We start from the raw sequence: 24,825 nt of genomic DNA on the forward strand, positions 1-24,825 counted from the left end.
CTAATCCTTAAGTTGTTAAGATAGCCCTATTTTAGCACGGTCACAGGACCCTCGCCAAACCCGTCTGGAGACAGAAAAAAACAATTGCGCTTCCCTTCAAAAAGGAATACAATTTCTATGGTTCAGTTACATAAATTTTTACAGTGAACCAGTTCGAACGGAGGTCGTTGAAGGTGCCGAAGCATCTTTGGTTATTAATCATCGGGATGATCATCAATGTCACGGGTTCCTCATTTCTTTGGCCATTGAATACAGTCTATATACACGATCACCTCGGAAAGTCGTTGACCTTTGCTGGTTTTGTGCTGATGGGGAATGCAGGGGCAGGTGTCGTCGGAAACTTGATCGGCGGCGCATTATTCGACCGTGTCGGCGGCTATCGCTCGATTTTGATCGGGATTTCCATCACATTCGGTAGCTCTTTAGGACTCATCTTTTTCCATAGTTTTTATCCATATATGATTTTCTTGATTACACTCGGATTTGGAGGCGGAATGGTGTTTCCGTCTATGTATGCTTATGCCGGGACCGTCTGGAAAGAAGGCGGCCGGAAAGCGTATAACGCCATTTATGTCGCACAAAACGTTGGTGTCGCTGTTGGTGCTGCGGCAGGCGGATTGCTTGCTTCCTTCAGTTTCCAGTGGATTTTCGTCGGTAATGCGATTATGTACGTCGCTTTCTTCCTGTTGGCGTTTTTCGGCTATCGGAGCCTTGCGCATCGATCAGCTGAACCTGTCATCAAAAATGTGCTTGATGATCGATTCGTCATCAAGAGCCGCACGCGTTTCCGAGCACTCATCTGGCTTTGTGCCGCGTACTTCATTTGCTGGCTCGCTTATGTCCAGTGGCAGTCGACCATTGCCTCCTACACGCAAGACATCGGGATTTCTTTGAGTCACTATAGTTTGTTGTGGACAGTGAACGGCGCAATCATCGTTTTAGGCCAGCCGTTGCTTGCTTATATTGTGAAAAATTGGTTGCGTGTGACGAAGACGCAAATCATCGTTGGCATCAGCATTTTCATGGTATCCTTCCTGGTTGCTTCTCAAGCGAATATCTTCATGGGTCTTATGACCGCGATGATTATTTTGACAATCGGAGAGATGCTGGTCTGGCCAGCGGTTCCGACGATTGCTGGCAATCTTGCGCCGAAGGGACGCGAAGGTTTTTACCAGGGTGTCGTGAACAGTACCGCAACAGGCGGGCGGATGTTCGGACCGATCGTCGGTGGGCTCATCGTCGACTTGAGTGGCATCCAGTCGATGTTCTATGTTGTGTTCTGTTTGCTCATTGTCGGTCTGTTGATCACCTTTATCTATGATCGTAATATCGTACCAGAAGCGAGTTCCCAAGTCGCATAACGAAACCGTCCTCGGACGGTTTTTTTCCTTTGCGCAGAAGGCGCAGCTTCCGCCTCCGCCAAAAGGCTTGGCTTTGCCAAGTTTCTTTAAAAATATTTTTGGGAGAGTGAAATAAACTAGGTAGAGAAGGGGTGGGACAATGAGCAGTTGGCTGAAGCTATTGGTAGGCGGAATCGTTTTACTCATCATTTTTCTTTTCTTCGGGGTGTATCATACAACGTTGACCAATTTCGATTTCGTCGTCATGCATGGGGTTTGGAAGATGCGTTCAGATGGGCTGACCGAAGCGATGCTGTTCGTGACAGACCTCGGATCGAAGCACGTATCTTTTCCATTGATGTACATACTGATTGTGTTTTTCCTGTTGGTAAAAAACCCAAAGCTTTCACTGATTGTCGTATTCAATCTGATCGGTGTCCGTGAGATGAACAAGTGGCTGAAGTCGATCTATCATCGGACGAGACCCGATGAGTGGCCGCTCATCCACGAAACGGGTTTAAGTTTTCCCAGCGGACATGCGATGAATTCCGCTGCGTTCTTCGGTTTCCTTGGCTACTTGCTTTGGAGATACTTGCGTAATCGAGGTATTCAGGCGGGTTATATTCTGGTGCTGACTTGGATGTTCATCGGGTTGATCGGCTTCAGCAGAGTCTACCTCGGGGTCCATTTTCCGACCGACGTGCTCGGTGGTTTTACAGCAGGGGCGATTTGGCTTATTCTGACATTGATGCTGATGAAACTGACGAACACAAGCGTTGTTGGAGGGGGATGGATATGGAAAAAATAGAACGCGCTGAAGCGTTAGCGAAGAAAGTACACGAAGGGCAAATTCGGAAACTGTCAGGCGAACCTTACGTCGTCCATCCGATTTCTGTGGCGAATACGTTGAGGGAGGCAGGTTTGTCAGACGATGTGGTCATTGCGGGTTACTTGCATGATGCCGTTGAGGATACGGAGCTAGCGTTTGAAGACATCGAGCGGAATTTCGGTGTGCGTGTATCGGAAATCGTCCGAGGCAATACCGAGGATAAGAGCAAAACGTGGATAGAGCGGAAGCAGCATACAGTGGATTACATAAAGGATGCGCCGTTCGAGGTGAAAGCGCTGATTGTCGCTGACAAGCTCGATAACCTCCGGAGTGTAATCGAGTCCTTTGATGCGGATGGCGACGCGATTTGGGATAAGTTCAAAGGTGACAAGGAGAAGCAGACCTGGTATTACCGGGGTGTTGCAGAAAATGCGTTCGTCGGACTGGACGACGTAGAGGTACCAGCGTTCTTTTACACGTATAAAAAGATGGTAGAAGATTTCTTCGGGGATGTATAAAAGTGGGTCAAAATGCCCATCATGATAGATGTCCATTTTCAGAAAAAACCTTGACAATTTTTGAGAACCTGCATACAATACAAATTACATTCTTCACAAATTCAAGGCGAAGAAGAGGATTAGTAAAATAGTCAACGGTCCTAGAGAGTTGGCGGTTGCTGAAAAGCCAACCCGAGCGCTATTTGAACTCGCCTCCGAGCCATAAACGTGAACAACCGAAGTAGCGTTTATCGTCCCTCCGCGATAAGGAGCTTGAGTGAGTGCACGCTTTTTGTGTACTAATGCGGGTGGTACCGCGGGAGTATTGTTTATTCAACCTCTCGTCCCTGATGTTTAGATCAGTGGCGGGAGGTTTTATTATTTTCTGAGAAAAGATGAGCTTCTGATCTCTGCGTTGTCTTGTTCCTCCGGTCCTCATTTAGGTCAAACTAAACTCCGGTCCTCGGAACTGCGACGCCTTAATCTCATCGTTCCTCTTTCCTCAGAGGGAAGTTGATAAGCTTCTGATTCTTGGGTTGGGGCGTAGTAAGAAGGCCATGGTTTCTAAAACGGACCCTCATTTTCCTAAAACAAGCTAGGATTTTTACAAGACGAAGGGTGAAATTTACAAAACACCACACCTTTTTTCTAAAACCAACGCCGAATTTTCTAAAACCGTACTTATCTCGGCAGCAAATGGGTGCTCATCATGCCCCAATTTTTCATAAATCACGAGAAATCATACTTAAACACATAAAAACGAATGGGAGTGGCTTCAAAATGGCTTTCGATCATCAACAAATCGAGCGTAAGTGGCAATCGTATTGGGAAGAAAACAAAACGTTCAAAACAGAATTCGAACCAGACAAGAAAAAGTTCTACGCGTTGGATATGTTCCCGTATCCATCAGGTGCTGGGCTTCACGTCGGGCATCCGGAAGGGTACACGGCGACTGATATTGTCGCACGAATGAAGCGGATGCAAGGCTACAACGTGCTTCACCCGATCGGGTGGGACGCATTTGGCCTTCCAGCTGAGCAATACGCGTTGGATACAGGGAATGACCCGGCTGATTTTACCGAGCAGAATATCAACACGTTCCGCCGTCAGATCAAGGAATTAGGTTTCTCCTACGACTGGGATCGTGAAGTGAACACGACGGATCCGAACTACTACAAGTGGACGCAGTGGATTTTCCTACAGTTATATAAAAAAGGATTGGCTTACATCGACGAAGTTCCGGTCAACTGGTGCCCGGCATTAGGGACGGTGCTTGCGAACGAGGAAGTGATCGATGGTAAAAGTGAACGTGGTGGACATCCGGTCATTCGAAAGCCGATGAAGCAGTGGATGTTGAAAATCACGGCGTACGCGGATCGCTTGTTAGAGGACCTTGAAGAGTTGGACTGGCCAGAAAGCTTGAAGGAAATGCAGCGTAACTGGATCGGCCGCTCGGAAGGTGCGGAAATCACGTTTGATATCGCGAACTCCGGCAAAACAGTGACCGTCTTCACGACGCGTCCCGATACATTGTTCGGCGCGACGTACATGGTATTAGCGCCGGAACATGCTTATGTTGACGAAATTACGTCACCTGAGCAAAAATCCGCGGTTGAAGCGTACAAGAAAGAAATCAGCACGAAGAGTGACTTGGAGCGTACTGAGCTTGCAAAAGAAAAGACCGGCGTCTTCACAGGGGCTTATGCCATCAATCCTGCGAACGGTGAGCAAATTCCGGTTTGGATCGCAGACTATGTATTGGTGAGTTACGGAACAGGTGCGATCATGGCGGTTCCAGGACACGATGAGCGCGATTACGAATTCGCTACGAAATTCGAGCTTCCGATTATTGAAGTTGTTAAAGGTGGAGACATCTCAAAAGAGGCATATACGGAAGATGGCGAAATCGTCAACTCCGATTTCTTGAATGGAATGAACAAGGAAGAAGCGATTTCCAAAATGATTGCGTGGTTGGAAGAGAACAACAAAGGTGAGAAGAAGATCACGTATCGTCTTCGTGACTGGTTGTTCAGCCGTCAGCGTTATTGGGGCGAGCCGATTCCGATCATTCATTGGGAAGACGGCACGATGAGTGCGGTTCCTGATGAGGAATTGCCGTTGACACTTCCGAAGACGAGCAACATCAAGCCTTCCGGAACAGGGGAATCACCACTTGCGAACATTGAAGAGTGGGTGAATGTCGTCGATCCGGAAACGGGTAAAAAAGGTCGTCGAGAAACGAACACGATGCCGCAGTGGGCAGGAAGTTGCTGGTACTACTTGCGTTACATTGATGCAGACAACAACGATCAGTTGGCGTCGGAAGAGAAGTTGAAGCACTGGCTACCTGTTGACTTGTACATCGGTGGCGCTGAGCACGCGGTTCTTCACTTATTGTACGCACGCTTCTGGCACAAAGTTTTATATGATGTAGGTGTTGTGCCGACGAAAGAGCCGTTTCAACGCTTGTACAACCAGGGTATGATCCTTGGGGAAAACAACGAGAAGATGAGTAAGTCGAAAGGGAACGTCGTGAACCCGGACGACATCGTGAAATCCCATGGTGGAGACACGTTGCGCTTGTACGAAATGTTCATGGGACCATTGGATGCAAGCATCGCCTGGTCTGAGAGCGGTTTGGACGGATCCCGTCGATTCTTGGATCGTGTGTGGCGTTTGTTCGTCGAAGAAAATGGATCGATTTCTGGTAAAATCCAGGACGTTCAAGCTTCCGAAGACTTTGAGCGCGTTTACCATCAAACGGTGAAAAAAGTGAGCGAAGACTACGAAGAGTTGCGTTTCAACGTAGGGATCTCTCAATTGATGGTCTTCATCAACGAAGCATATAAGCAAGACGTGTTGCCGAAAGCGTTGATGGAAGGATTCGTCCAATTGTTGTCTCCGGTTGCTCCTCATATTACGGAAGAGCTTTGGGAGAAGTTAGGACACAGCGGCTCAATCGCTTACGCTGAGTGGCCGACATTCGACGAGTCGAAGTTGACCGAGAACGAAGTGGAAATCGTCGTTCAGATCAACGGAAAAGTACGTGCGAAGTTGTTGGTACCGACTGATGCGGATAGAGGACAAATGGAAGAAATCGCACTTTCCGACGATAAAGTGAAAGAAAACATCGAAGGAAAGACAGTCCGCAAAGTCATCGCCGTACCAGGCAAATTGGTCAACATCGTCGCAAATTAATCAAAATAAGGAAAGGATTGCTCCAGTGCGGAGCAATCCTTTTTTTGAACGGTGCCAGGTACCAAAAAAGAATCCTTGCGGGGCAAGGGCTTATGATTGGTACCTGGCACTCATTTGAATGCTCCCTGGAACAGGGAGCTTCCTTTTTGATGGGTCTATTTTACCGAATTCAAAGACCACCGCCGTTTTTTCTAAAACCACTGCACAAATTTCTAAAACCGCACCCCGATTTTCTAAAACTGCACCCGGATTTTCTAAAACCGCACCCCAAATTTCTAAAACCACCGCCAGAATTTCTAAAACCCCTCCCCGCAAAATCAATCTCTTTACTTTTTTTAGTGAAGTTCGTAAAATAAGTGACGGATGAACAAACAATAAACCAATAAAGCGAATATAGATGGAAGGAATGATTTTAAATGGAGGACTATACAGTTCGAACAATTACACCTGAAGAAGTTGACAAGCTATTGAAAGAAGGGAAAGACATCTCCATCATAGATGTCCGTGAAGACGAAGAAGTGGCTGCAGGTATGATCCCTGCCGCTAAGCATATCCGTCTTTCTGAGATCCCGGAACGTATGGAAGAAATCGAAAAAGACAAAGAGCATATCATGGTTTGCCGTTCCGGCCGACGCAGTGAAAATGCAAGTCTCTTCTTACAAGAGCAGGGCTACAAAGTGATCAACATGACTGGTGGCATGCTTGAGTGGGAAGGCGACACCAAGTAAAAGGACAGAGAAGAAAGGGGAAGTGGACCAAATGATATGGGAACTGATTTTGCTGGTTGCAGCAGCATACTTCCTTTATTCCTATATACTTCCTTATATGAAGCTCAGAACGTTTGAGCAAGATGCGCTCGACGAATATTGCATGATCGACATCCGGGATTACCAATTGTCTCACCGGAATCCGTTCCACGTGGGCACAAAGAACATCCCGCTATCCTATCTTCCACGGACCTCGAAGGAAGGGGAAATTTGTGATCGTGACATCGTCGTCATCGCTGAATCGAAAATAGCGGCAGCGATGGCAGCGCGCATCCTGAAAAAGAAAACGAAGAAATTCATATATTACGTTAAGGTATCCTGACAAAAGTAGAAGGCTTTCGTCAAAGGACTTTGAACACTCTCGGGTGAATTTTTACTATTAAAAGTGGAATTCTCTGGGGGTGTTTTTATGTTGCAGGTGAAAATTTTCGAGGCGGAACATGAAGAGGATCTTGAAGAAGCAGTGAACGAATTTCTAGCCGAATTACAGCAATCGAAATTCGTTGAAATCCAGTACCAGGTTTCCATCGCGGCGGACGAAGAGACGGAAGACTACGAATCGCTATACAGCTTTTCGGCTATGATTTTGTACAAAAAATGACCTTGTAAAATTTGGGAGCAGTGGTAGACTGGTAAAAAAACCTGTCTGGATGTGAGTGGATGATACGGTATTGTATTTGTTTTATCATGAGAGGTTCAGAAGTCCTTATGCTGAACCGGGTGAAAGCACCGAACAAAGGATTGTGGAATGGAGTCGGTGGAAAACTTGAGCCTGACGAAACCCCTGAACAAAGCGTGATCCGTGAAGTGATGGAGGAGACCGGCATGCGCATCGTCACTCCGAAGTATACTGGCGTCGTTTCTTGGGACGTGGAGGGAATCGAAAAAGGCGGCATGCACGTGTTCATCACGCAACTCGAGCCTCACACTGAATATCCAACTCCTCTCAAAATGGACGAGGGAATTCTCGAATGGAAAGAGCTTGAGTGGGTATTAGCAGAAGACAATATGGGCGTTGTCAGCAACATCCGGCATTTCCTGCCTGAGATGATGTACACCGGTGAACCGCTCGAATTCAAGTGCTACTACCGCCACGAACAACTGGACGAAGTGAAAGAATTAGGGCTGACGCGATAAGTCAGCCCTTCAGATATAAATCCTCAGCTTTCCGGCGAATGCCCATCAAGCCTTGATCCTCATTGTCATAAATCTCAAATCCGTACTGCTTATACAAACCTTGCGCGTCTTTGGTCACCAGCATCAACCGACGTAATCGTTGCAGCTCGGGATACGCCATGATTTCTTCCATCAACCACTTGGACAATCCCTTCCCACGGTGGCTTTCCACCACGAACACATCTGCCAGATATCCGAAAGTCGCATAGTCGGTAATGACACGCGCGAATCCGACTTGTTTTCCCAGCGTATCGTTATCTCCATCCATCGTAAAAATTCCGAAACAGAGCGAATTCTCGACGGATTTCTCGACCGTCTCGTAGTCGATTCCCCCTGCCCAATAGGAATCTTCATGTAAATACCGGTGGATGAACGCGACGTCCATCTCAGTTCGATCCGTCGTTAACGCATAAACGCCTCTCCGTTTGAGCATGTCACTTTTCCCCCTATGACCGGTCTGCTGCGGCATTCGTTCCAGCAAGATGACCGGTAACGAAGGCGCAGGTAATGTTATATCCACCTGTGTAGCCGTGTATATCCAAAATCTCACCACAGAAATACAAGTTCGGTACGAATTTCGAACGCATCGTCTTCGGTTCCACTTCTTTCGTCGACACCCCTCCGCCGGTTACGAACGCTTTTTCAATCGGCAAAGTCCCGTTCACGGTAAACGTAAAGCCATTCGCCATTCCTGCAAAATCCCGTAACGCTGAATGCGACAGCTGGGAATAGACCGTCTCAAGGGGAATCTCCGCCCGGTCCAGTAAAAAGTGAAGGTAACGTTCTGGAATCCAACCCTTCAACGCGTTCTTGATGGCTTTCTTCGGCTCATCCTTCAGCATCTTCATCAGTTCTTGGAAGATCTGCTCCTCATTTCGATCTGGAAAAAGATCGATCTGCATCGTCACATAGCCGTCCTTGCTTTTCTTGAGGGCTTTCACGACATATTGACTGCAACGCAACACAGCTGGTCCTGAAATGCCGAGATGGGTGAAGATCATATCCATCCGGTGGGTGATGATCGGTTTCCCGTTCGGTTTCAACACGCTGAGCGCAACATCTCGCAAAGACAAACCTTGCAACGCTTTGTCCTTGATGAACGGTTCATCGGAAGTGAGCGGCACTTCAGTTGGATAGAGCTCTGTGATCTTATGACCGGCATCTTGCGCCCATGCATATCCATCTCCCGTAGAACCGGTATGTGGAACGGACTTTCCGCCAACGGCAATGATCACCGCATCGCTTTCAATCTTTTCGCCATCTTTTAAAAGAATGCCTCTTGCTGTCCCATCCTCGTAAATCACATGCTCGACCTGAGTATTCGTGCGTATTTTAACGCCAAGCTCACGGATCTTATTGAGCATTGCATCGACAACCGATTGCGCCTTATCGTTGACAGGGAACATCCGGCCGTGGTCTTCCTCTTTCAGCTGGATGCCGAGCCCTTCAAAAAACGCAATGATATCTTCGTTGTTGAAGATGTTGAATGCGCTGTATAAGAACTTACCGTTACCCGGAATATGCTTGATGATTTCGTCGATCGGCAGGCGGTTCGTGACGTTGCATCGACCACCACCAGAAATCGCAAGCTTCCGACCGAGTTTATTTCCTTTATCGACTAGTAAAACGGAAGCGCCGCTCGAAGCACTTGCAACAGCGGACATGAGCCCAGACGGACCGCCTCCGATAATGATGACATCGTATTTCATAATTGCACCTACTTTTCGTTCGTTCCATTGTAAGATACCATGTTTAATAGGAAAAGAAAATGAACACGTAGAGGAGCGCTCCATTTCATGAACAATCATTATTCCCCATCCATTACAGAAGCTCACACGCCAGAGGATGGAGGCTGGACAACCTATGAAGACTCACCAGTCCTTCTCATATCCATACCCGCGTTCGGAGATCTCGTCCACATTGAAAACAAAGGGTATTCCTATGCCTGGCTTTGGGATGAATCATGCAACGGTCATATCTTCTGTTTCAAATTGAACAGCGGGGAGGAGCGGGCGATTCTATTCGCTGAGCAATTTGCAGGTAAACTTCTGAAAGAGCCTGAAGCAAGGGAAATTTTCCATATCGCCCTCACAGCCTCTGAACTTACAGAAATGGATGATGATACGACGATTTTATGGTTGCCTGGAATTGAATTTAAGTCTTAACCGTTAAGATAGGAAAAGCTTTCGCGAAAGCTATCATACTATGGTAAAATACATAAGATTACATGTGAATGGCATTGGGAGTTGGAAGTATATATGTCAAAACTGATTCGTGGCACGCTGATTCTGACAGCGGCTACCTTCTTTTCTAAATTTCTAGGGTTGATCTTCGTCATCCCGTTTGAATGGTTAGTAGAATCTGAAAACGGTCCGTCCGGTGGAGCATTGTACAGTTTTGCCTACACACCATACGCCGTCTTTTTAAGTATATCCACATTAGGTTTACCTTTAGCAGTTTCCAAATTCGTTTCGAAATATAATGCAATGGGCGATTATGTAACCGGTCGGAGACTATTGCGATCCGGACTCTTGTTCATGACGGTCAGCGGAATCGTATCCTTCCTATTGTTGTTCTCATTGTCCGGTTGGATCGCTGAATTCCTTGCCAGTCAAAGAGGAGCAGAAGGGAACTCCGTTCAGGACATTAAAATGGTCATCCAGCTCGTATCGACAGCGTTGATCATCGTTCCGGTCATGAGCTTGATTCGAGGGTATTTCCAAGGATTCCAATCAATGGGCCCGACGGGGTTATCACAAGTGGTCGAGCAGATCGTCCGTGTTAGCTTCATCCTGATCAGTGCGTTCTTGGTCATCGTCATTTTCAAAGGGGAAGTGAGTACGGCAGTCGGATTCGCGACTTTCGCGGCAACGATCGGCGCAATGTCTTCTTTACTCGTCCTCCTCTGGTATTGGAAAAGACGTCGTCCTCACCTGAACAAGATGATGAGGAACAGTGTGGACCACAAAATCCCGCTACCGAAAATTTATAAAGAACTGATCCGGTATGCAATTCCATTCGTGGCAGTCGGTCTCGCCATCCCACTTTACCAATTGATCGACATGTTCACGATCACAAATGCGTTGCAAAATGGATTAGGCTACGGCCAGGGTAAGGCGGAAGATTTCTACGCTGTCATGCAGACGTATACACAGAAGCTGATCATGATTCCGGTTTCTTTATCAACGGGTGTGGCGCTTACGGTCATCCCATTGATTACGACCTTATATACGAAAAAAGATTTTCCTGTCCTGCAAAATCAGATCACGAAAATCTTTGAAATCATCTTATTCTTGACGGTACCAGCTGGGATTGGCTTAGCGATTCTTGGTCTGCCAGCTTACTCGTTCCTATTCAACAACAATATCGAAATCGGAGGCTTTGTCCTTTCGTGGTACGCACCGACGGCGATCTTATTCGCGCTCTTCACGGTGACGGCTGCGATTTTACAAGGGATCAATAAACAACGATTCGCTGTCTACAGCTTATTGACAGGAATCTTCGTAAAGTTAAGCTTGAACTATGTATTGATTGCGAACTTCGGTATTCTCGGTGCGGTTCTCGGTACAAATCTAGGGTACGCCATCTCGATCACGATCAACTTGCTCATCATCAAACGTGCAGCAAACTATTCGTTCCGTCCTGTATTCAAACGTTCTATCCTGATCGGAATGTTCATCGGATTGATGGTATTGGCGGTAGTTGTTGCGAAGTGGGCGATGGAAGCACTTGTGGGAACCGATTACGGAAGTACTTTCACTTCATTCGTAGTGTTGACGGTAAGTGTGTTTGCAGGAGCGGGAGTCTATTTATATATGAGTCATTTCTCTGGGCTCCTACAACATATCTTCGGTGATAAAATCAATCGATTCTTCAAACGTCGAAGAACACGAGCAAATTAAAAGGCCTTTCACCGGGCCTTCTTTTTGTACCTTTTTTCACTCAGCGAGCTGTTGATCAAGCCAGGCAAGCTGTTGACCGATTCCGAGGCCTTTCATCGGAATCTTATATTCATAGCCCTTCTGTTCAAGCTGGGGTTCAAGGTGGTCTCGGTACACTTTCCCGCCATGCAGATAAACGATGATCTCATCAGGAGATTCATATTTACGGAACGTATCGATGACATTCCGAGCCCATACCTTCTTTTCCATAATGGAGAACGTCTTGATGGAAAGGTCGTAGGGTTCTAATGTTTGATCGGGTAATAAGAGTCCATCTTTTGCATTATAAAAGTAAAAACCGTCATAATGCTCTTTTGCATACTGTACTGATTTCTGAAACAATGGACTTGTATAAAAATCCAGCACCGGTGCGGGATGTCCTAGTTTTTTTCGTCCTGTAGCAAGTAGTCCGATTGCGCGTTTCAATGGTACCCCTCCTTTTGAACTAGTTTTACTTATTATACACTCATCGTTGAAAATTAAGCTACTATTTTACAATTGTTGGGAGGATCTCTTTTGAGAATCGATAAATTGTTGGCCAATATGAACTTTGGAAGCCGTAAAGAAGTGAAGAAGCTGTTGAAAAATGGTCTTGTGAACGTAAATGGCGAACCTTTGAAAAACGGAAAAACCCATGTCGATCCAGATAAAGATGTCATCACCGTCGCCGGAGAAGTCGTCGAGTATGTAAAACATATCTATCTGATGATGAATAAACCGGATGGGGTCATTTCTGCTACCGAAGATCACGTCCATAAGACCGTGATTGATTTACTAGATGTCGAGGATGCTGGGTTTGAGCCTTTCCCGGTAGGGCGTTTGGATAAAGATACGGAAGGATTGCTTTTGCTGACAAACGACGGACAACTTTCGCATGAACTGCTTTCACCTAAAAAACACGTCCCGAAGATGTATTACGCAAAGATCGACGGGGAAGTCACGCAAGACGATCAAATCGCTTTCCGCAAAGGCGTCACACTCGATGACGGGTATAAGACAAAGCCTGCCGACTTAAACATTTTAAAAAGCGGCACACAATCCGAGATCGAGCTTGTCATAACGGAAGGGAAATTCCATCAAGTGAAACGGATGTTTGAAGCCGTTGGGAAAAAAGTCACCTACTTGAAACGGATGGAAATGGGATCGTTGAAACTGGACCCATCCCTTGCCCCTGGTGAATATCGACCGCTGACAGAGGATGAACTTGAACGCTTACAAGATCGTCAACAAAACGAGTAATCCACTCAGAGACATCTGGCCTATTTTTCATCATCCTTTCCGCCTGGTTGTTTTATTCCCGAAAATGTCGGGTATTAATCAAAACATCCAACGAAAGGAGAATCCAATATGTTAATATTCGGAAAAGACATCTTAAAGAAAAAGATCGTCAGCAGTGAATATGATGAGGCACCTGAACACAAGGTCGAGGACATACTCCTGAACAAAAAAACATTTGATTTAGACTACCTTATATATTTAGAGAAACGACCTGATGAAGATCGGGTGGATAACCGAATGGAAACGTCAATGGATAATGTGGTGAACAGTTCTGGAGGGCAAGTAGCGATGAACACACCACCTGTAACAGACGAAGATACATTCGAGAAGAATTATACCACCGAAACGCTGTATATCCCTTTTAAGGATGTATTGGAATTAAGTGAAGACAAGGTGAGGATATCTGGAATCGATCAACAGTATCATGATCCAATCGATTCAATCGCGACAGAGTCCATTATCCACAAGAAAGTGAAGACAGAAAGCGGAGATACAGTTGGAAAGGTGCAGGATGTCGTCATAGACTGGGATACTCGAAGAGTCATCGGTCTTTCCCTATCAGAAGGTTTCTGGGCGAACTTGGTGTCGGATGCGAACCGTTACATGAGACTTGAAGACAACATGGAGCTTGCGACTGAACACATCATCGTACCGGATCACGTGAAAGATCATCTCGTAGAAGATTTACGCGAAGTCCAACCGAGATAAAAGGTTTTGAAATCAATAAAAGAGCTGGCCACATCGCGGTCAGCTCTTTTTTCTACTTATTTTTGAAGTTATTGTGCAATCTTTACCTTTTTGGATGTCGTTTCCCATTTTCCTCTAGTGGGGCTTTCTACCAGGTTGTTATACGTTAGTACGTTCAAATCTCGCTGAATCGTTCTCTTTGTCGTCCCGAATTCGTCGACAATTTCCTGCGTTGTTACCGGACCACTTTCATTAATAAACATATAAATAGCCTTTACGCGGTTCAACATACGTTCAGTCGAAGGACTCAAACAACCACTCCTTACCTTATTTAACGACTTCATGGATAGTGTACCCAATAATTGTTAAGTGGATGTTAAGCAATTATTGAATTATTTGAATAAATAGGTACATTAGCATAAATCGTTATCAATCGGCGGAAACTGATGATGAAAGAGATATGATGAGACTGTCCGTCATATGACATGTTGCTTCCACTCCATCCCCTGTTTTAGAGTGGATATTGTGACTTCAACCCCACCTCCTGGTTAGAAATATTGTATAATAATTCTGTAAATAATTCAAAACAGAAATTCAGTGTAGGTGTGGTACATTGAGGAGGAAGGGGGAGTATTCCGTGCAATTTTTCAAATGGTTAAGGGTCAAGGTCGTCCAGCTGAGTAACTGGGTCATTTTCGTCATGAGTATAGTCATGGTCGTGATGAGTTCCTTAGTCATGGTCCTGATTGAGCCCGAAACCTTCACCAACTTGTTCGATGCACTATGGTGGGTGATGACTACCGTGACGACCGTTGGATATGGGGACATCTCACCGATTTCCGTCGGCGGCCGTGTTTATGCGATGCTTTTATACATAGTCGGGATTGGCTTGATCGGTGTCGTCATTGGGAAAGTAGTCGATGGTTTCAGTGCATTCAGACGTAGGAAGGAGGAAGGAATGTTGACCTATAAAGGAAAGAATCACATCGTCATTATCGGATGGTCTCAGAAAGCGAAGTTTGCGATTCAAGAAATTTTACAAACGGATAAGTTCCGGGAAATCGTCATCATCGATCAGTTGAAAAAGTCACCCTATTTGGATGAGCATGTCCATTATGTAAGAGGTGATGCGGCAGACCAGGATACGTTGATGCAAGCGAATCTGTCCGAAGCAGCTGGTGTCCTATTGTTTGCGGATGACACGATTCAGGATCCGTTATTAACAGATGGAAAAACGTTGTTGATCGTAACGACGATTGAGCGCATTTCACCTGAAATACATAGTACGGTCGAAATTTTGAACGAAGATCATATCAAGAACTTCCGCCACGTGGATGTGGACGAGTTCATTTTATCCAACGAAACGATTTCGAGGTTGGCCGTCCGTTCAGCGATTACGAATGGGATATCCAAGCTCTTCAGCCAGCTGATGAGCCATGGAATTGGGGACAACATCTACGAAATCCCTGCCCGCTCGGATTGGAAGACGTACCGGGACGCGTTCACCTCATTGTTACAGGAAGGTGCGACGCTCATTGCAGACGGAAACAAGATGGACATCAATCGCCGGTTGAACGAAACAATCCCAGTGGATGCACGACTATTCGTCATTTGTGATAAGGAAACGTTTGATAAAATTCGCAGTGAAGCATAAAACGAACGGAGGGGTCATCACATGATTGATTGGAAGCAGGAAGTGGAGAAGCGCAGGGACGATTTGATTCATGATCTTCAAGCGCTGTTGCAGATTGAAAGTGTCCTTGATCCAGAAAGTGCAAAGGAAGGAGCGCCTTTTGGAGAAGGGATTGACCGTGCTCTCACGCACTTTTTGGAAAAAGGGGAAGCGGACGGTTTCTCGAGTAAAAATCTAGATGGATACGCTGGTCACCTGGAATTCGGTGAAGGGGAAGAGCTCGTCGGGGTACTGTGCCACTTGGACGTCGTTCCGGCTGGCGACGGTTGGAGCTCAGACCCATTCGCAGCTGAAATTCGAGACGGCCGCATCTATGCTCGTGGTGCCATCGATGACAAAGGACCTACGATGGCGGCCTATTATGCTATGAAAATCGTCAAAGAGCTCGGGCTTGATGTGAGCAAGCGCGTGCGCATGATTTTCGGGACGGACGAAGAAAGCAACTGGCGATGCGTGAAGCACTACTTCAAGCAGGAAGAAATGCCGACGATCGGATTCGCACCAGACGCCGATTTCCCGATCATTTATGCGGAAAAAGGAATCTTCGATTGCGAGTGGAAGCAGTCGAGTGCAGTCGGGGCTGGTGAGGGTGAAGGTGCGCGTTTGGTTTCGTTTGATTCTGGTAGAAGGCTGAACATGGTTCCTGATTATGCGGAAGCAGTCGTTGAGGGACTTTCAGAAGAAGTGGAAGCTTCGTTCAATGCGTTTCTAGCTGATACTGGATTGACTGGTGAGGTTGCTGCTACGGACGGCCGCTATACGTTTAAGCTGGAAGGTGTCTCGGTGCACGGCAGTAAACCGGAGACTGGAAAAAACGCAGGCCTGTTCTTGGCCGAGTTTTTATCCGCTTATTCCTTTGAAGGGGACGGCGATGCGTTCATCCGCTTTGTCAATGAGTATCTTACTTCTGATTCAGAAGGGACAAAGTTGGAGATCGCTGATTCCGATGAAGTGAGCGGACCGTTGACACTGAACGCGGGTATCATGCGGTACACGGTTGAAGAAGGCGGCAAGGTCGGGATGAACCTCCGCTACCCAGTGTCGCACGATTTCGAGCGCACACGAGGCATACTGGAGGAAGCAAGCGCTCAGTTCGGTTATGAGCTGAACGAGATCGAGCACTTGGCTCCACATCACGTTCCGGAAGATCACCCGTTGATCAAGACGCTGATGTCCGTGTATGAAGAGCAGACAGGAGAAGACGGCTACCTCATCTCCATCGGCGGCGGTACGTATGCCCGCTCGCTCGATGCAGGTGTCGCGTTCGGCGCCCTGTTCCCAGGCGAAGATGAACTCGCTCACCAGAAGGACGAGTACATCGACATCGAAAACCTAATGAAAGCCACCGCAATCTACGCACAAGCCATCTATGAGTTGGCAAAATAAATTAAATGGTCAAATCGGAGAACCGAGTACGGATGTACTCGGTTTTTCATTGTTGGAGGGGGGCGATTGGGCAGTGCGGAATGGTCTTTCGCACCCCGAAGTCGCAGAAATGACGAGATCGCCCCCCGCAAGAAGCTCATTCGCACCCCGAAGTCGCAGAAATGACGAGATCGCACCCCGTAAGAAGCTCATTCGTACCCCGAAGTCGCAGAAATGACGAGATCGCACCCCGTAAGAAGCTCATTCGTACCCCGAAGTCGCAGAAATGATGAGATCGCACCCCGCAAGAAGCTCATTCGCACCCCGAAGTCGCGAAATATGGCGAGATCGCACCAATGAGCATTACCTTTGTTGCTCTTTAACATAATGAGACATCTTACCGCTCTTAATTAAATCAAAATTCTTGGAAAGAATTTTCCGCATTGCTTTTTTGGTACTGATTATATCACACCATTCAATCATAGTAGTCGTTGTTATTTTCTCCGCTGGAAACAACAACTGAAACTCCTCTACGCTGCGTACAACGGCAGATTCATAATCCTCACCAAATCCACAATTCTTACAAACCAGGGTAGTTCTGACGAGCGCACCATACATCCCACCACAAGCCAAGCAAGGGATGCCTTTCTTCATTAGGGGATAGTCGTATTTGGGTAATCGAAAGGAGGGGGCGTCGGTCAACTCGAGGGATAGCAGTTGTTTTCCTATTTCATAGTGGTGATCTTTCAAAATCGATCGTTCTTTTTGCATCTTCGTAAAATATCGATTCAACTGGGGGAGAAAAATGATTGGAAGATTTGTAGGAGCTTGATAAAGGTAGAACTCGGGGTTCACAAACACAAGATAAGGTTCGATCGGGAGAAAAATGCCCAATCCTTTTAACAGATGACGGAGAAGGATGGTACTTCGGTTCAATTGATGCAGAGGGTTCGTGATCTCTTTATCGTTCGAGGAAAACCAGCTGTCGCCCTCCAAATAATAATCACCTTCGAGATTTTTCACCTCGAACAAAACAATCTTCGACGAGCTCATCACCAACGAATCATTCTGAAAAACGGTATTCTTGTGCGCGAGCAGCAGGTCATTGAGTACGATGCGTCCGTCCAGATATGGTTCAATCAATCCATCAAACTTGCACTCGCCTTCAAAACCTTTTTTCAAACTCAGAAGGTAGTTCCGATCAACCTCACATAAATCCATCCGCGCACCCAAAGATCTCATCACCTTCAATTCTTTAGATTCATTTCGATATCTCTTCATTCAATGCACATTCCTCCTTCACATAATTTCCATAATCATACATTTAACTGGTAAAATTAACAACCATTCCACTATTGCATTTTTCTAAGGGTGCGTTACAATCGACAGAGTAATTACATACGGTCAGACAGGAGAGGGCTTATGAAATCAATAGAACGTACACCATTGAATATCAGCTTGTTTTACTTTTTCATCTTCTTCGGTTTCGGGACGCTTTTTCCATTATTAAGTGTTTATCTTAAACAAGACGTCGGGCTCACGGGAACGCAGATCGGGGCAATCATGTCCGTCAGTCCGGTCGTGATGATCATCGCGCAACCGATATGGGGCGTCATTTGTGACTATACGAGGCGTCCGAGAGCGGTCCTCATTTTTACATTGGCGATGAGCGGATTCATTGCAATCCCGTTCGCAGTCATGGACTCATACATCAGTCTCATTCTCATTTCGATTCTGCTCGCGACATTCCAGAGTGCGATCGTACCGGTTTCAGATAGCATCACACTCAATTATGTAATGGCGACAAAAAAAGATTACGGGAACTTCAGGCTGTGGGGAGCGGTCGGTTTCGCAGTATCGGTCTATGTGATGGGAACGCTTGCTGAAACGCTAGGGCTCAAACTGATCTTCTACAGCTTCACAGCGGCACTGCTCATCTGTACGATCTTCGTTCTTTCTTTTCCAAAAGAAAGCAATACGCTAAAAGTGGACTTGCGCTCAGGATTCATGCGGCTCATCAGAATGCCGAAGTTCATCCTGTTCCTGTTTACAACGTTTTCGGTGTTCGGACCGATCCACTCGAACAACTTTTATTTCGGTCTCTATATACAAGAGCTGGGCGGAACCCTCGCTGGTGTAGGTATCGCTTTCTTGCTAGCGGCGGGTAGTGAAGCGCCGTTCATGAAACTGTCTGGCGGTTGGATTCGCAAACTCGGCTATGAGAAAATCCTCATTGCGGCCGCGCTCATTTCCGCAGTCAGATGGTTCTACTATTTTACAGAACCAACATTGGTCGGAGTCTACGCGACAACGATTGCACAAGGGTTCTCGATCGGTCTCTTCATTCCGGCAGCGCTCCAATACGTGAGGGAAATCGCACCGGATGACGTGAAAGCGACAGCGGTAGCGCTCTACAGCTCGATGGGGAACGGACTCGGCAGCTGGTTCTGCACGTTCTTCGGCGGAATCATCTACGACGCCCACTCCTTATTCGGCCTTTATTTCTTCTTCGGAACGATGACGACGATCGGTCTGATCCTACTGCTCATCAATCTGAAGGTCTTGCCGGAAGGTGCTGCGAGCGCCAGTCCATCCTCATAATATGTAAAAAACCCCCGGGAACCGGGGGTTTTCTTGTTAGAGATGACTGACGGTGTCATTCCATTTCGCAATCATATTTTTCAAATCGTTGATGTTGGACGTAAAAGGATAGTTCTGATGGATGGTCTTTTTCTCGCCGCTGTCCAGTTTTTCATAGCTATGGACGAGCTCCGACCAGTCGCGGGTAATCCGATTCAAATGCCACTTGAATGTATCCATTTCATCTGCAGCCATATTGGAAAACTCCTTTACAATGAGATTGTCTATATGGGAGTTTACCCTTTATGACCAGGCGAAAAACGTAAAGAAAACTTGACTCAGCCAAGCCTTGGTGCAGGCTGAGTCCTAGCTGCACTTATACTTTGTACGTAAACTTTTTATCTGCGTCGATTAACTTCTTGTTAAAAAGTTATTTATCATAATGTATAAAGAAAACGACCTCCACTCACTGGAAGTCGTTCCATTTCAACGATTACTCTTCACCGAAGTCGAACAGGTCGCTGGACAAGTAGCGTTCACCTGAGTCGCAAGTCATGCAAATGACAACATCGTCGCTACTCAACTTCTTCGCAGCTTGTAGTGCGGCATAGACGGAAGCGCCAGAAGACGGTCCAACTAAGATACCTTCCTCACTTGCAAGCTTGCGGGTCGTTTCAATCGCTTCCTCGTCCTTGATCCGAATGATTTCGTCGTAAATGTTCTGGTTCAGGATGTCTGGAATGAATCCAGGGCTTGTTCCGACGAGCTTGTGCTTACCAGGTTTACCGCCGGACAATACCGGAGAGCCTTCAGGTTCAACGACTTTGATTTCAAGATCCGGCATGTGTTCTTTCAACGTTTCACCTGTCCCGGTTATCGTGCCGCCTGTTCCAGCTGGTGCGACGAACGTTTTGAAGTTTTTACCGATTTCTTTAGCGGCTTCCAAAATTTCAATCGCAGTCGTATTTCTGTGGGCATCCGGGTTAGCCGGGTTTTCGAACTGCATCGGCATGAAGCTGTTCGGAATCTGGTCCGCCAGTTCCTTCGCTTTTGCAATCGCGCCTGGCATCTTATCATCGCCCGGTGTCAACACGACTTCTGCGCCATACGCCTTCAGCAGGTTGATTCGTTCCTTCGTCATCGTGTCTGGCATGACGATGATGGATTTGTAACCTTTCGCGGCTGCGTTCATCGCAAGACCGATTCCTGTGTTCCCGGAAGTCGGTTCGATGATCGTGGATCCCGCTTTCAGCAGTCCTTTTTCTTCCGCTACCTTCAACATATTGTAGGCTGCGCGGTCTTTGATGCTGCCGCTCGGATTGAAATACTCTAATTTTACATAAACGTCTGCACCGTTCGGATCCGTGAGACGGTTCAATTTTACAAAAGGTGTATCTCCGATTAATTCAGCTATACTATTAACAACACGCATGTTCAACACGTCCTTTGCTTACGATACTTCACACATATTATATCAAATCCAAGTAAACGGCTCTAATTAAACGGTCTTGAAAAAATACAATTACATTCAAGTCATTCCCTATTTCTGATAGACTTATGAATAGATTTAATGGAGGTTTTGTACAATGGATCGACATATGTTCCTGGCTGTACCGGTTCCAGAAGAGCTACAAGCGAAAATTCAGGGTTATGCGGAAAAAGTAAAGCCGATCCTTCCACTGAAAAAGTGGACGAGTGAGGGAGATTTTCATATTACGTTAAATTTCCTAGGGGCGACGTCCGATGAATCTGCGCGCGATTTAGTGGACAAGCTGCGTGGAAAGCTGCAAGACACCCAACCGTTTGAACTAGAGCTCTCTTCCGTCGGAGTGTTCGGAAACCCGAAAACCCCTCGTGTCTGTTGGGTCGGCATCGAACCGTCTGAACAACTCGACGAACTATACAAGCGCACCTCCGAGAGCTGTGCATCCGTCGGTTTTGATACGTCAAATCGGCCGTATCGACCCCATATCACGATCGGAAAAAGGTGGGGTGGGCAGAACGAGAAGGTTACCGAACGGCTTCCGGAACCAGAAGGACTCAACGGTCTCACCTGGCAAGTAGACGAAGTGATCCTATACGAAATCCATCCGCAAAGAAAACCGAAGTACGTTGTTTATGAGCGTTTCAAACTCAGAGAGGACCAATAAAACATGTCAAAAATCATGATCGGTACCCTGCAAATCTTCCTCTTGTACGGTTTGTATCTTATCGGGACCTTCATTCAAAATACGTTCGATCTCCCGATACCTGGGAGCATTCTCGGCATGCTTCTCTTGTTCATCTTACTGACGACAAAAATATTGCCGTTGAAATGGGTGCAGGAGGGGTGCAACTTCCTGCTTTCCCATCTTCCGCTCTTTTTCATACCGGTTACGGTCGGAGTGATGGAATTCGGATTCGTTTTCCAAGGGAAAGGTCTCCTGCTCATACCCGCGGTGCTCGGTAGTACGATCCTCGTGATGGTACTGTCTGCTAAAGTTTTGGAATGGATGATGCCAAACGATGTAAAGAAGGATTCATATGATTGATAGTTTACTAGCACTATTCTTCACAGCACTGACGATTGGCTTATATTTACTCGGCATCCAACTGTATAAAAAGAAACGGCATCCATTCACGACGCCGATCATCACGGCTACAACGCTCATCATCATATTCCTGCTAGTAGCGGATATTCCATATGACACTTATATGGAAGGCGCACAATGGATCGATCGACTGCTAGGACCTGCCGTCGTCGCACTCGCTTACCCGCTCTATATATACCGGGGCATCATTGTCCGTTACATGCTTCCGCTGATGCTCAGTATTTTTACAGGTGTAGTGGTCGGAATCTTATCTGGACTCTTATTTGCGAAGTGGGTCGGACCGCCAGACAACGTCATCTATTCGTTGTTGCCGAAATCTGTCACGACACCGGTTGCGATGGAAATCTCCAAAGTGACCGGGGGCACGCCTTCTATTGCAGTTGTGTTTGTCATGGTAGCTGGAATCGGTGGCGTAATGATCGCCCCATATGTGTTCAAATGGTTTAAAATAGAGGGAGAAATGGCGAGGGGAATCGGATTAGGGTCCGCCTCTCATGCCATCGGAACAGCCAAGTCATTGGAATATGGTCATCAAGCAGCGGCCATCAGTTCGGTCGCAATGACGATCTCAGCGTTACTTGCATCATTTTTGATACCGATTATTTCTTCATGGATGTAAAGAGGTGGTACACGAATGGCACAGCTTTTGAAAATCGAGGATTGTGTCTCTCGTTATGAAAAAGACGTATACCGATACACCGGTCAATATATCAGATTGAAAAGCGATCGCTGGAAACGGGTGAAAGCGAACTGGGAAAACGAGAAGCTTTCGGAACCTGATGATCGAGAATTCTCATCCGAACCAGAACGGAAAAAGTGGTGGCAGAGAAAGTCGGAGACGTCCGAGACGATTGAAGAGGAACCGTACACTCCACCAAGAACACCGATTACCCTATCGGCCTTGAAAAAGAACTTCCGGGAAGAACTGTTCGACTTCCAATTGAAATGGGCAAGCTCGACAATTCGGGAAAGGTCAAGAATTGGAAGAGAGAGGTTGCGAGAGGATTTCCTTCGCATATTATTGATGGATCTTCCTGATAATTATCTGGTCCTGTACCGACCGATCATCCGATTGAAAAAGGCCGAAGCCCAAATGGATGTGATCATGATTGGTCCTGATACGATTCATGCGATTGTTCTGATGGATACACAAAAAGGAGATGTTATCCATCCTTCACAAGGGCGTTTTTGGGAAGTCGAGAGGCGGGGTGAGGTCGTGAAAACTGTCAGCCCGATCGCAGCTGTTCAACGGATGAACTACTTTATCGAATCGGTCATCGACACGAATGAGACAGAGATGAAGATATCTTATACAGTTCTTTGTAAAAATGGATTCATCAATCGGAGCGGCATTCCTCCATACATCCAAGTCGTCGATCAGACCAATTACGGACAGTGGTGGGAAGCTCTGAAAAGACAGCCTAGTCCTATCAAAGCAAAACAATTGAAGGCAGCGAAGGGTCTCATGGATCAATGTGTAACGACCGCCTACCTCAGACCTGAATGGGAAACAGAACAGGATTTATGGAGTCGAGTGGATCCTGAATAAACTTGTTTGTTGAAAGTGTTCAACAATTGAACAGTATATGTCGATAAAAAATAAGACACGAATGATTCAACAAAACACTCCTACCTATATAAACCATTTCTTTGAAAGGACTTTTAGACTACACTAATGTAGTTCTATCATCCTTATCATCGACATTCATTTACCAATATTTATAAAATATTAGAGGATTTTCGATCATTTTGTTGAAAAAGGAGAGAGGATGAAAAACTTGTCGATGCGGATTTTACGTCATGCGTACAAGTTTTGCACTTTTGGTGGGAAAGTGCCATCTGAAAGAAAGAGGCTTCTATGGAAAAGTTCTTGATCTTCATCATTAATCCAAAAGCGGGAAATGGGAAAGGCGAAAAGGTATGGAAGAAAGTCAAAAAGGAACTACAGAAGCGTAAGGTACCTTATCGAAGCTTTTTTACCCAACGACCTGGACATGCAAAGGATCTTGCCCAGCAGATGACGCATATGCACCATGAAAATATGAAGGGAATCGTTGCGGTTGGTGGTGATGGGACGATCCATGAAGTCATCAACGGAATGGTGCAGTACATACATATTCCAGTCGGTTTCATCTCGGCTGGTTCAGGTAATGATTTTGCGCGTGGATTTCGTTTGCCGCGATCCACTACCCAAGCATTGAACCATATTTTATCTTCTAAATTTCAACGCAACAAAAGGTACGATCTAGGCGAGTTCCGTATTGGAGCACGCAAGCATAAAGCGAACCATTTTTCCAGCTCCATAGGCATCGGTTTCGATGGTGAAGTCGCAAAGCAGACCAACGAATCGAAATATAAAGGAATCCTGAATACATTCGGACTTGGGTCATTATCATACATTTTTACCTTGTTGAAACTGAGTTTGAAATATGAACCTTATGCATTGACGTTGAGAGTGGATGGCAAGCTGTACACGTTTGAAGATGTGTGGCTCGTCGCAACGACGAACATCCAATATTACGGTGGCGGTATGAAGATCTGTCCAAGTGCTCGCCCGGACGACGGTGTTCTCAACCTGTGTATCGTCCATAATTTGTCCAGAAAGAAACTTTTCTTTCTCTTCGGTACCGTATTTTTAGGTTTACATACAAGGCTGAAAGAGGTAACGATGTTAAGAGGAAGCGAAATACAAGTTGAAACGGATCGCTCGGTTACGATGCATGCCGATGGAGAAGTCATCGGCTCAAGCCCTGCTACAATCAAGGTTTTGCCGAAGCGTTTTACGGTAATCTGATCGGAACGTATCGATTTTGACCCGTTTCTGTGTTAAAATATTATATCTGTACAGAACTGTCCGATTTTAACGGAACAAGCCGATCATAA

At 46.3% G+C, this 24,825-nt stretch carries 28 protein-coding genes and 1 other annotated feature; of the genes, 20 read left to right on the forward strand and 8 right to left on the reverse strand.

Features of this window, described 5'->3' with window-relative positions; all coding sequences use genetic code 11:
* Positions 1 to 173: 173 nt before the first annotated feature.
* The 4 genes from ACXQIQ_RS17315 to leuS all read left to right on the forward strand — a co-directional run bounded on the left by ACXQIQ_RS17315 (position 174) and on the right by leuS (position 5,864).
* Positions 174 to 1,361 (forward strand): MDR family MFS transporter, encoded by a 1,188-nt coding sequence (locus ACXQIQ_RS17315; protein ID WP_439301140.1) that lies wholly within the window; start codon positions 174 to 176, stop codon positions 1,359 to 1,361.
* 139 nt (positions 1,362 to 1,500) lie between these two features.
* Positions 1,501 to 2,148 carry a phosphatase PAP2 family protein gene (locus ACXQIQ_RS17320; RefSeq protein WP_439301139.1) on the forward strand — a complete coding sequence of 216 codons (648 nt, stop codon included), beginning with the start codon at positions 1,501 to 1,503 and terminating at the stop codon, positions 2,146 to 2,148.
* Positions 2,136 to 2,687 carry an HD domain-containing protein gene (locus tag ACXQIQ_RS17325; RefSeq protein WP_439301138.1) on the forward strand — a complete coding sequence of 184 codons (552 nt, stop codon included), beginning with the start codon at positions 2,136 to 2,138 and terminating at the stop codon, positions 2,685 to 2,687. The genes ACXQIQ_RS17320 and ACXQIQ_RS17325 overlap by 13 nt, the downstream gene beginning before the upstream one ends.
* A 100-nt stretch (positions 2,688 to 2,787) precedes the next feature.
* Positions 2,788 to 3,018, forward strand: a binding site (T-box leader).
* A gap of 428 nt (positions 3,019 to 3,446) precedes the next feature.
* Positions 3,447 to 5,864 carry a leucine--tRNA ligase gene (gene leuS / locus ACXQIQ_RS17330; protein WP_439301137.1) on the forward strand — a complete coding sequence of 806 codons (2,418 nt, stop codon included), beginning with the start codon at positions 3,447 to 3,449 and terminating at the stop codon, positions 5,862 to 5,864.
* A gap of 90 nt (positions 5,865 to 5,954) precedes the next feature.
* Here leuS and ACXQIQ_RS17335 read toward each other — a convergent pair whose 3' ends face one another.
* Positions 5,955 to 6,305, reverse strand: coding sequence for a hypothetical protein (locus ACXQIQ_RS17335; RefSeq protein WP_439301136.1), 351 nt, complete (start codon positions 6,303 to 6,305; stop codon positions 5,955 to 5,957).
* Here ACXQIQ_RS17335 and ACXQIQ_RS17340 point away from each other — a divergent pair.
* From ACXQIQ_RS17340 to ACXQIQ_RS17355, 4 genes are all read left to right on the forward strand, one after another.
* Positions 6,281 to 6,592: a rhodanese-like domain-containing protein gene (locus ACXQIQ_RS17340; protein ID WP_439301135.1), complete on the forward strand. Its 312-nt coding sequence runs from the start codon at positions 6,281 to 6,283 to the stop codon at positions 6,590 to 6,592. The two genes, ACXQIQ_RS17335 and ACXQIQ_RS17340, sit on opposite strands and share 25 nt — an antisense overlap.
* Positions 6,593 to 6,623: 31 nt before the next feature.
* Positions 6,624 to 6,953: a rhodanese-like domain-containing protein gene (locus ACXQIQ_RS17345; RefSeq protein WP_439301134.1), complete on the forward strand. Its 330-nt coding sequence runs from the start codon at positions 6,624 to 6,626 to the stop codon at positions 6,951 to 6,953.
* Positions 6,954 to 7,040: 87 nt separating this feature from the next.
* Complete coding sequence (locus tag ACXQIQ_RS17350) at positions 7,041 to 7,232, forward strand: sporulation protein Cse60 (protein WP_439301133.1); 192 nt, start codon at positions 7,041 to 7,043, stop codon at positions 7,230 to 7,232.
* Between the two features lie 59 nt (positions 7,233 to 7,291).
* Complete coding sequence (locus ACXQIQ_RS17355) at positions 7,292 to 7,768, forward strand: NUDIX hydrolase (RefSeq protein ID WP_439301132.1); 477 nt, start codon at positions 7,292 to 7,294, stop codon at positions 7,766 to 7,768.
* A gap of 1 nt (position 7,769) precedes the next feature.
* On the opposite strand, the gene ACXQIQ_RS17360 is transcribed toward ACXQIQ_RS17355, so the two are convergent.
* Complete coding sequence (locus tag ACXQIQ_RS17360; RefSeq protein ID WP_439301131.1) at positions 7,770 to 8,240, reverse strand: GNAT family N-acetyltransferase; 471 nt, start codon at positions 8,238 to 8,240, stop codon at positions 7,770 to 7,772.
* Positions 8,241 to 8,253: 13 nt separating this feature from the next.
* Complete coding sequence (locus ACXQIQ_RS17365; protein ID WP_439301130.1) at positions 8,254 to 9,516, reverse strand: BaiN/RdsA family NAD(P)/FAD-dependent oxidoreductase; 1,263 nt, start codon at positions 9,514 to 9,516, stop codon at positions 8,254 to 8,256.
* An 87-nt stretch (positions 9,517 to 9,603) separates the two neighbouring features.
* Here ACXQIQ_RS17365 and ACXQIQ_RS17370 point away from each other — a divergent pair, with 87 nt between their 5' ends.
* Positions 9,604 to 9,972 carry a hypothetical protein gene (locus ACXQIQ_RS17370; RefSeq protein ID WP_439301129.1) on the forward strand — a complete coding sequence of 123 codons (369 nt, stop codon included), beginning with the start codon at positions 9,604 to 9,606 and terminating at the stop codon, positions 9,970 to 9,972.
* A gap of 93 nt (positions 9,973 to 10,065) precedes the next feature.
* Positions 10,066 to 11,709 (forward strand): putative polysaccharide biosynthesis protein, encoded by a 1,644-nt coding sequence (locus tag ACXQIQ_RS17375; RefSeq protein ID WP_439301128.1) that lies wholly within the window; start codon positions 10,066 to 10,068, stop codon positions 11,707 to 11,709.
* 36 nt (positions 11,710 to 11,745) lie between these two features.
* Here ACXQIQ_RS17375 and ACXQIQ_RS17380 read toward each other — a convergent pair whose 3' ends face one another.
* Complete coding sequence (locus ACXQIQ_RS17380; protein WP_439301127.1) at positions 11,746 to 12,174, reverse strand: DUF6884 domain-containing protein; 429 nt, start codon at positions 12,172 to 12,174, stop codon at positions 11,746 to 11,748.
* A 117-nt stretch (positions 12,175 to 12,291) separates the two neighbouring features.
* Here ACXQIQ_RS17380 and ACXQIQ_RS17385 point away from each other — a divergent pair, with 117 nt between their 5' ends.
* Both ACXQIQ_RS17385 and ACXQIQ_RS17390 read left to right on the forward strand, forming a co-directional pair.
* Positions 12,292 to 12,987, forward strand: coding sequence for a pseudouridine synthase (locus ACXQIQ_RS17385; RefSeq protein WP_458026127.1), 696 nt, complete (start codon positions 12,292 to 12,294; stop codon positions 12,985 to 12,987).
* Positions 12,988 to 13,095: 108 nt separating this feature from the next.
* On the forward strand, positions 13,096 to 13,734 hold the full coding sequence (locus tag ACXQIQ_RS17390; protein ID WP_439301125.1) for a PRC-barrel domain-containing protein: 639 nt from the start codon (positions 13,096 to 13,098) through the stop codon (positions 13,732 to 13,734).
* 68 nt (positions 13,735 to 13,802) lie between these two features.
* Here the strand turns inward: ACXQIQ_RS17390 and ACXQIQ_RS17395 are convergent, their stop codons facing one another.
* Positions 13,803 to 14,024: a DeoR family transcriptional regulator gene (locus ACXQIQ_RS17395; protein ID WP_439301124.1), complete on the reverse strand. Its 222-nt coding sequence runs from the start codon at positions 14,022 to 14,024 to the stop codon at positions 13,803 to 13,805.
* Positions 14,025 to 14,350: 326 nt separating this feature from the next.
* On the opposite strand from ACXQIQ_RS17395, the gene ACXQIQ_RS17400 reads away from it, so the two are divergent.
* Both ACXQIQ_RS17400 and pepV read left to right on the forward strand, forming a co-directional pair.
* Positions 14,351 to 15,367 carry a potassium channel family protein gene (locus ACXQIQ_RS17400; RefSeq protein WP_439301123.1) on the forward strand — a complete coding sequence of 339 codons (1,017 nt, stop codon included), beginning with the start codon at positions 14,351 to 14,353 and terminating at the stop codon, positions 15,365 to 15,367.
* A gap of 21 nt (positions 15,368 to 15,388) precedes the next feature.
* Positions 15,389 to 16,792: a dipeptidase PepV gene (gene pepV, locus ACXQIQ_RS17405; RefSeq protein ID WP_439301122.1), complete on the forward strand. Its 1,404-nt coding sequence runs from the start codon at positions 15,389 to 15,391 to the stop codon at positions 16,790 to 16,792.
* A gap of 342 nt (positions 16,793 to 17,134) precedes the next feature.
* On the opposite strand, the gene ACXQIQ_RS17410 is transcribed toward pepV, so the two are convergent.
* Complete coding sequence (locus ACXQIQ_RS17410; protein WP_439301121.1) at positions 17,135 to 18,052, reverse strand: nuclease-related domain-containing protein; 918 nt, start codon at positions 18,050 to 18,052, stop codon at positions 17,135 to 17,137.
* Positions 18,053 to 18,193: 141 nt separating this feature from the next.
* Here ACXQIQ_RS17410 and ACXQIQ_RS17415 point away from each other — a divergent pair, with 141 nt between their 5' ends.
* Entirely contained in the window at positions 18,194 to 19,372 is a 1,179-nt protein-coding gene (locus tag ACXQIQ_RS17415) for an MFS transporter (protein ID WP_439301120.1), read from the forward strand.
* Positions 19,373 to 19,408: 36 nt separating this feature from the next.
* Here the strand turns inward: ACXQIQ_RS17415 and ACXQIQ_RS17420 are convergent, their stop codons facing one another.
* Together ACXQIQ_RS17420 and cysK are read right to left on the reverse strand one after the other, a co-directional pair.
* The gene (locus tag ACXQIQ_RS17420; RefSeq protein WP_439301119.1) at positions 19,409 to 19,606 is read right to left on the reverse strand and encodes a hypothetical protein; all 198 of its coding nucleotides are present in this window, start codon (positions 19,604 to 19,606) and stop codon (positions 19,409 to 19,411) included.
* Between the two features lie 238 nt (positions 19,607 to 19,844).
* A complete protein-coding gene (gene cysK / locus ACXQIQ_RS17425) occupies positions 19,845 to 20,783 on the reverse strand; it encodes a cysteine synthase A (RefSeq protein WP_439301118.1) in 939 nt (312 codons plus the stop codon).
* Between the two features lie 154 nt (positions 20,784 to 20,937).
* Between cysK and thpR the strand changes: the two genes are divergently transcribed.
* The 5 genes from thpR (at position 20,938) to ACXQIQ_RS17450 (ending at position 24,736) form a co-directional block, all read left to right on the forward strand.
* Complete coding sequence (thpR, locus tag ACXQIQ_RS17430) at positions 20,938 to 21,501, forward strand: RNA 2',3'-cyclic phosphodiesterase (RefSeq protein ID WP_439301117.1); 564 nt, start codon at positions 20,938 to 20,940, stop codon at positions 21,499 to 21,501.
* Positions 21,502 to 21,504: 3 nt separating this feature from the next.
* Positions 21,505 to 21,882: a CidA/LrgA family protein gene (locus ACXQIQ_RS17435; RefSeq protein WP_439301116.1), complete on the forward strand. Its 378-nt coding sequence runs from the start codon at positions 21,505 to 21,507 to the stop codon at positions 21,880 to 21,882.
* A complete protein-coding gene (locus tag ACXQIQ_RS17440) occupies positions 21,875 to 22,561 on the forward strand; it encodes an LrgB family protein (protein WP_439301115.1) in 687 nt (228 codons plus the stop codon). Before ACXQIQ_RS17435 ends, ACXQIQ_RS17440 begins: the two co-directional genes overlap by 8 nt.
* 15 nt (positions 22,562 to 22,576) lie before the next feature.
* Positions 22,577 to 23,491, forward strand: coding sequence for a hypothetical protein (locus ACXQIQ_RS17445; protein ID WP_439301114.1), 915 nt, complete (start codon positions 22,577 to 22,579; stop codon positions 23,489 to 23,491).
* Positions 23,492 to 23,800: 309 nt separating this feature from the next.
* Positions 23,801 to 24,736: a diacylglycerol/lipid kinase family protein gene (locus ACXQIQ_RS17450; protein ID WP_439301113.1), complete on the forward strand. Its 936-nt coding sequence runs from the start codon at positions 23,801 to 23,803 to the stop codon at positions 24,734 to 24,736.
* The last annotated feature ends 89 nt before the right edge of the window (positions 24,737 to 24,825 follow it).

It is taken from the genome of Pseudalkalibacillus sp. Hm43, assembly GCF_054170705.1.

Excerpts from the sequence above, each read along its gene's own strand:
- ACXQIQ_RS17320 (WP_439301139.1), top strand. The coding sequence starts at position 1,501 with ATGAGCAGTTGGCTGAAGCTATTGGTAGGCGGAATCGTTTTACTCATC.
- ACXQIQ_RS17325 (WP_439301138.1), top strand. The coding sequence starts at position 2,136 with ATGGAAAAAATAGAACGCGCTGAAGCGTTAGCGAAGAAAGTACACGAA.
- leuS (WP_439301137.1), top strand. The coding sequence starts at position 3,447 with ATGGCTTTCGATCATCAACAAATCGAGCGTAAGTGGCAATCGTATTGG.
- ACXQIQ_RS17340 (WP_439301135.1), top strand. The coding sequence starts at position 6,281 with ATGGAGGACTATACAGTTCGAACAATTACACCTGAAGAAGTTGACAAG.
- ACXQIQ_RS17345 (WP_439301134.1), top strand. The coding sequence starts at position 6,624 with ATGATATGGGAACTGATTTTGCTGGTTGCAGCAGCATACTTCCTTTAT.
- ACXQIQ_RS17350 (WP_439301133.1), top strand. The coding sequence starts at position 7,041 with ATGTTGCAGGTGAAAATTTTCGAGGCGGAACATGAAGAGGATCTTGAA.
- ACXQIQ_RS17355 (WP_439301132.1), top strand. The coding sequence starts at position 7,292 with ATGATACGGTATTGTATTTGTTTTATCATGAGAGGTTCAGAAGTCCTT.
- ACXQIQ_RS17360 (WP_439301131.1), bottom strand. The coding sequence starts at position 8,240 with ATGCTCAAACGGAGAGGCGTTTATGCGTTAACGACGGATCGAACTGAG.
- ACXQIQ_RS17365 (WP_439301130.1), bottom strand. The coding sequence starts at position 9,516 with ATGAAATACGATGTCATCATTATCGGAGGCGGTCCGTCTGGGCTCATG.
- ACXQIQ_RS17370 (WP_439301129.1), top strand. The coding sequence starts at position 9,604 with ATGAACAATCATTATTCCCCATCCATTACAGAAGCTCACACGCCAGAG.
- ACXQIQ_RS17375 (WP_439301128.1), top strand. The coding sequence starts at position 10,066 with ATGTCAAAACTGATTCGTGGCACGCTGATTCTGACAGCGGCTACCTTC.
- ACXQIQ_RS17385 (WP_458026127.1), top strand. The coding sequence starts at position 12,292 with ATGAACTTTGGAAGCCGTAAAGAAGTGAAGAAGCTGTTGAAAAATGGT.
- ACXQIQ_RS17390 (WP_439301125.1), top strand. The coding sequence starts at position 13,096 with ATGTTAATATTCGGAAAAGACATCTTAAAGAAAAAGATCGTCAGCAGT.
- pepV (WP_439301122.1), top strand. The coding sequence starts at position 15,389 with ATGATTGATTGGAAGCAGGAAGTGGAGAAGCGCAGGGACGATTTGATT.
- ACXQIQ_RS17410 (WP_439301121.1), bottom strand. The coding sequence starts at position 18,052 with ATGAAGAGATATCGAAATGAATCTAAAGAATTGAAGGTGATGAGATCT.
- ACXQIQ_RS17415 (WP_439301120.1), top strand. The coding sequence starts at position 18,194 with ATGAAATCAATAGAACGTACACCATTGAATATCAGCTTGTTTTACTTT.
- ACXQIQ_RS17420 (WP_439301119.1), bottom strand. The coding sequence starts at position 19,606 with ATGGCTGCAGATGAAATGGATACATTCAAGTGGCATTTGAATCGGATT.
- cysK (WP_439301118.1), bottom strand. The coding sequence starts at position 20,783 with ATGCGTGTTGTTAATAGTATAGCTGAATTAATCGGAGATACACCTTTT.
- thpR (WP_439301117.1), top strand. The coding sequence starts at position 20,938 with ATGGATCGACATATGTTCCTGGCTGTACCGGTTCCAGAAGAGCTACAA.
- ACXQIQ_RS17435 (WP_439301116.1), top strand. The coding sequence starts at position 21,505 with ATGTCAAAAATCATGATCGGTACCCTGCAAATCTTCCTCTTGTACGGT.
- ACXQIQ_RS17440 (WP_439301115.1), top strand. The coding sequence starts at position 21,875 with ATGATTGATAGTTTACTAGCACTATTCTTCACAGCACTGACGATTGGC.
- ACXQIQ_RS17445 (WP_439301114.1), top strand. The coding sequence starts at position 22,577 with ATGGCACAGCTTTTGAAAATCGAGGATTGTGTCTCTCGTTATGAAAAA.
- ACXQIQ_RS17450 (WP_439301113.1), top strand. The coding sequence starts at position 23,801 with ATGGAAAAGTTCTTGATCTTCATCATTAATCCAAAAGCGGGAAATGGG.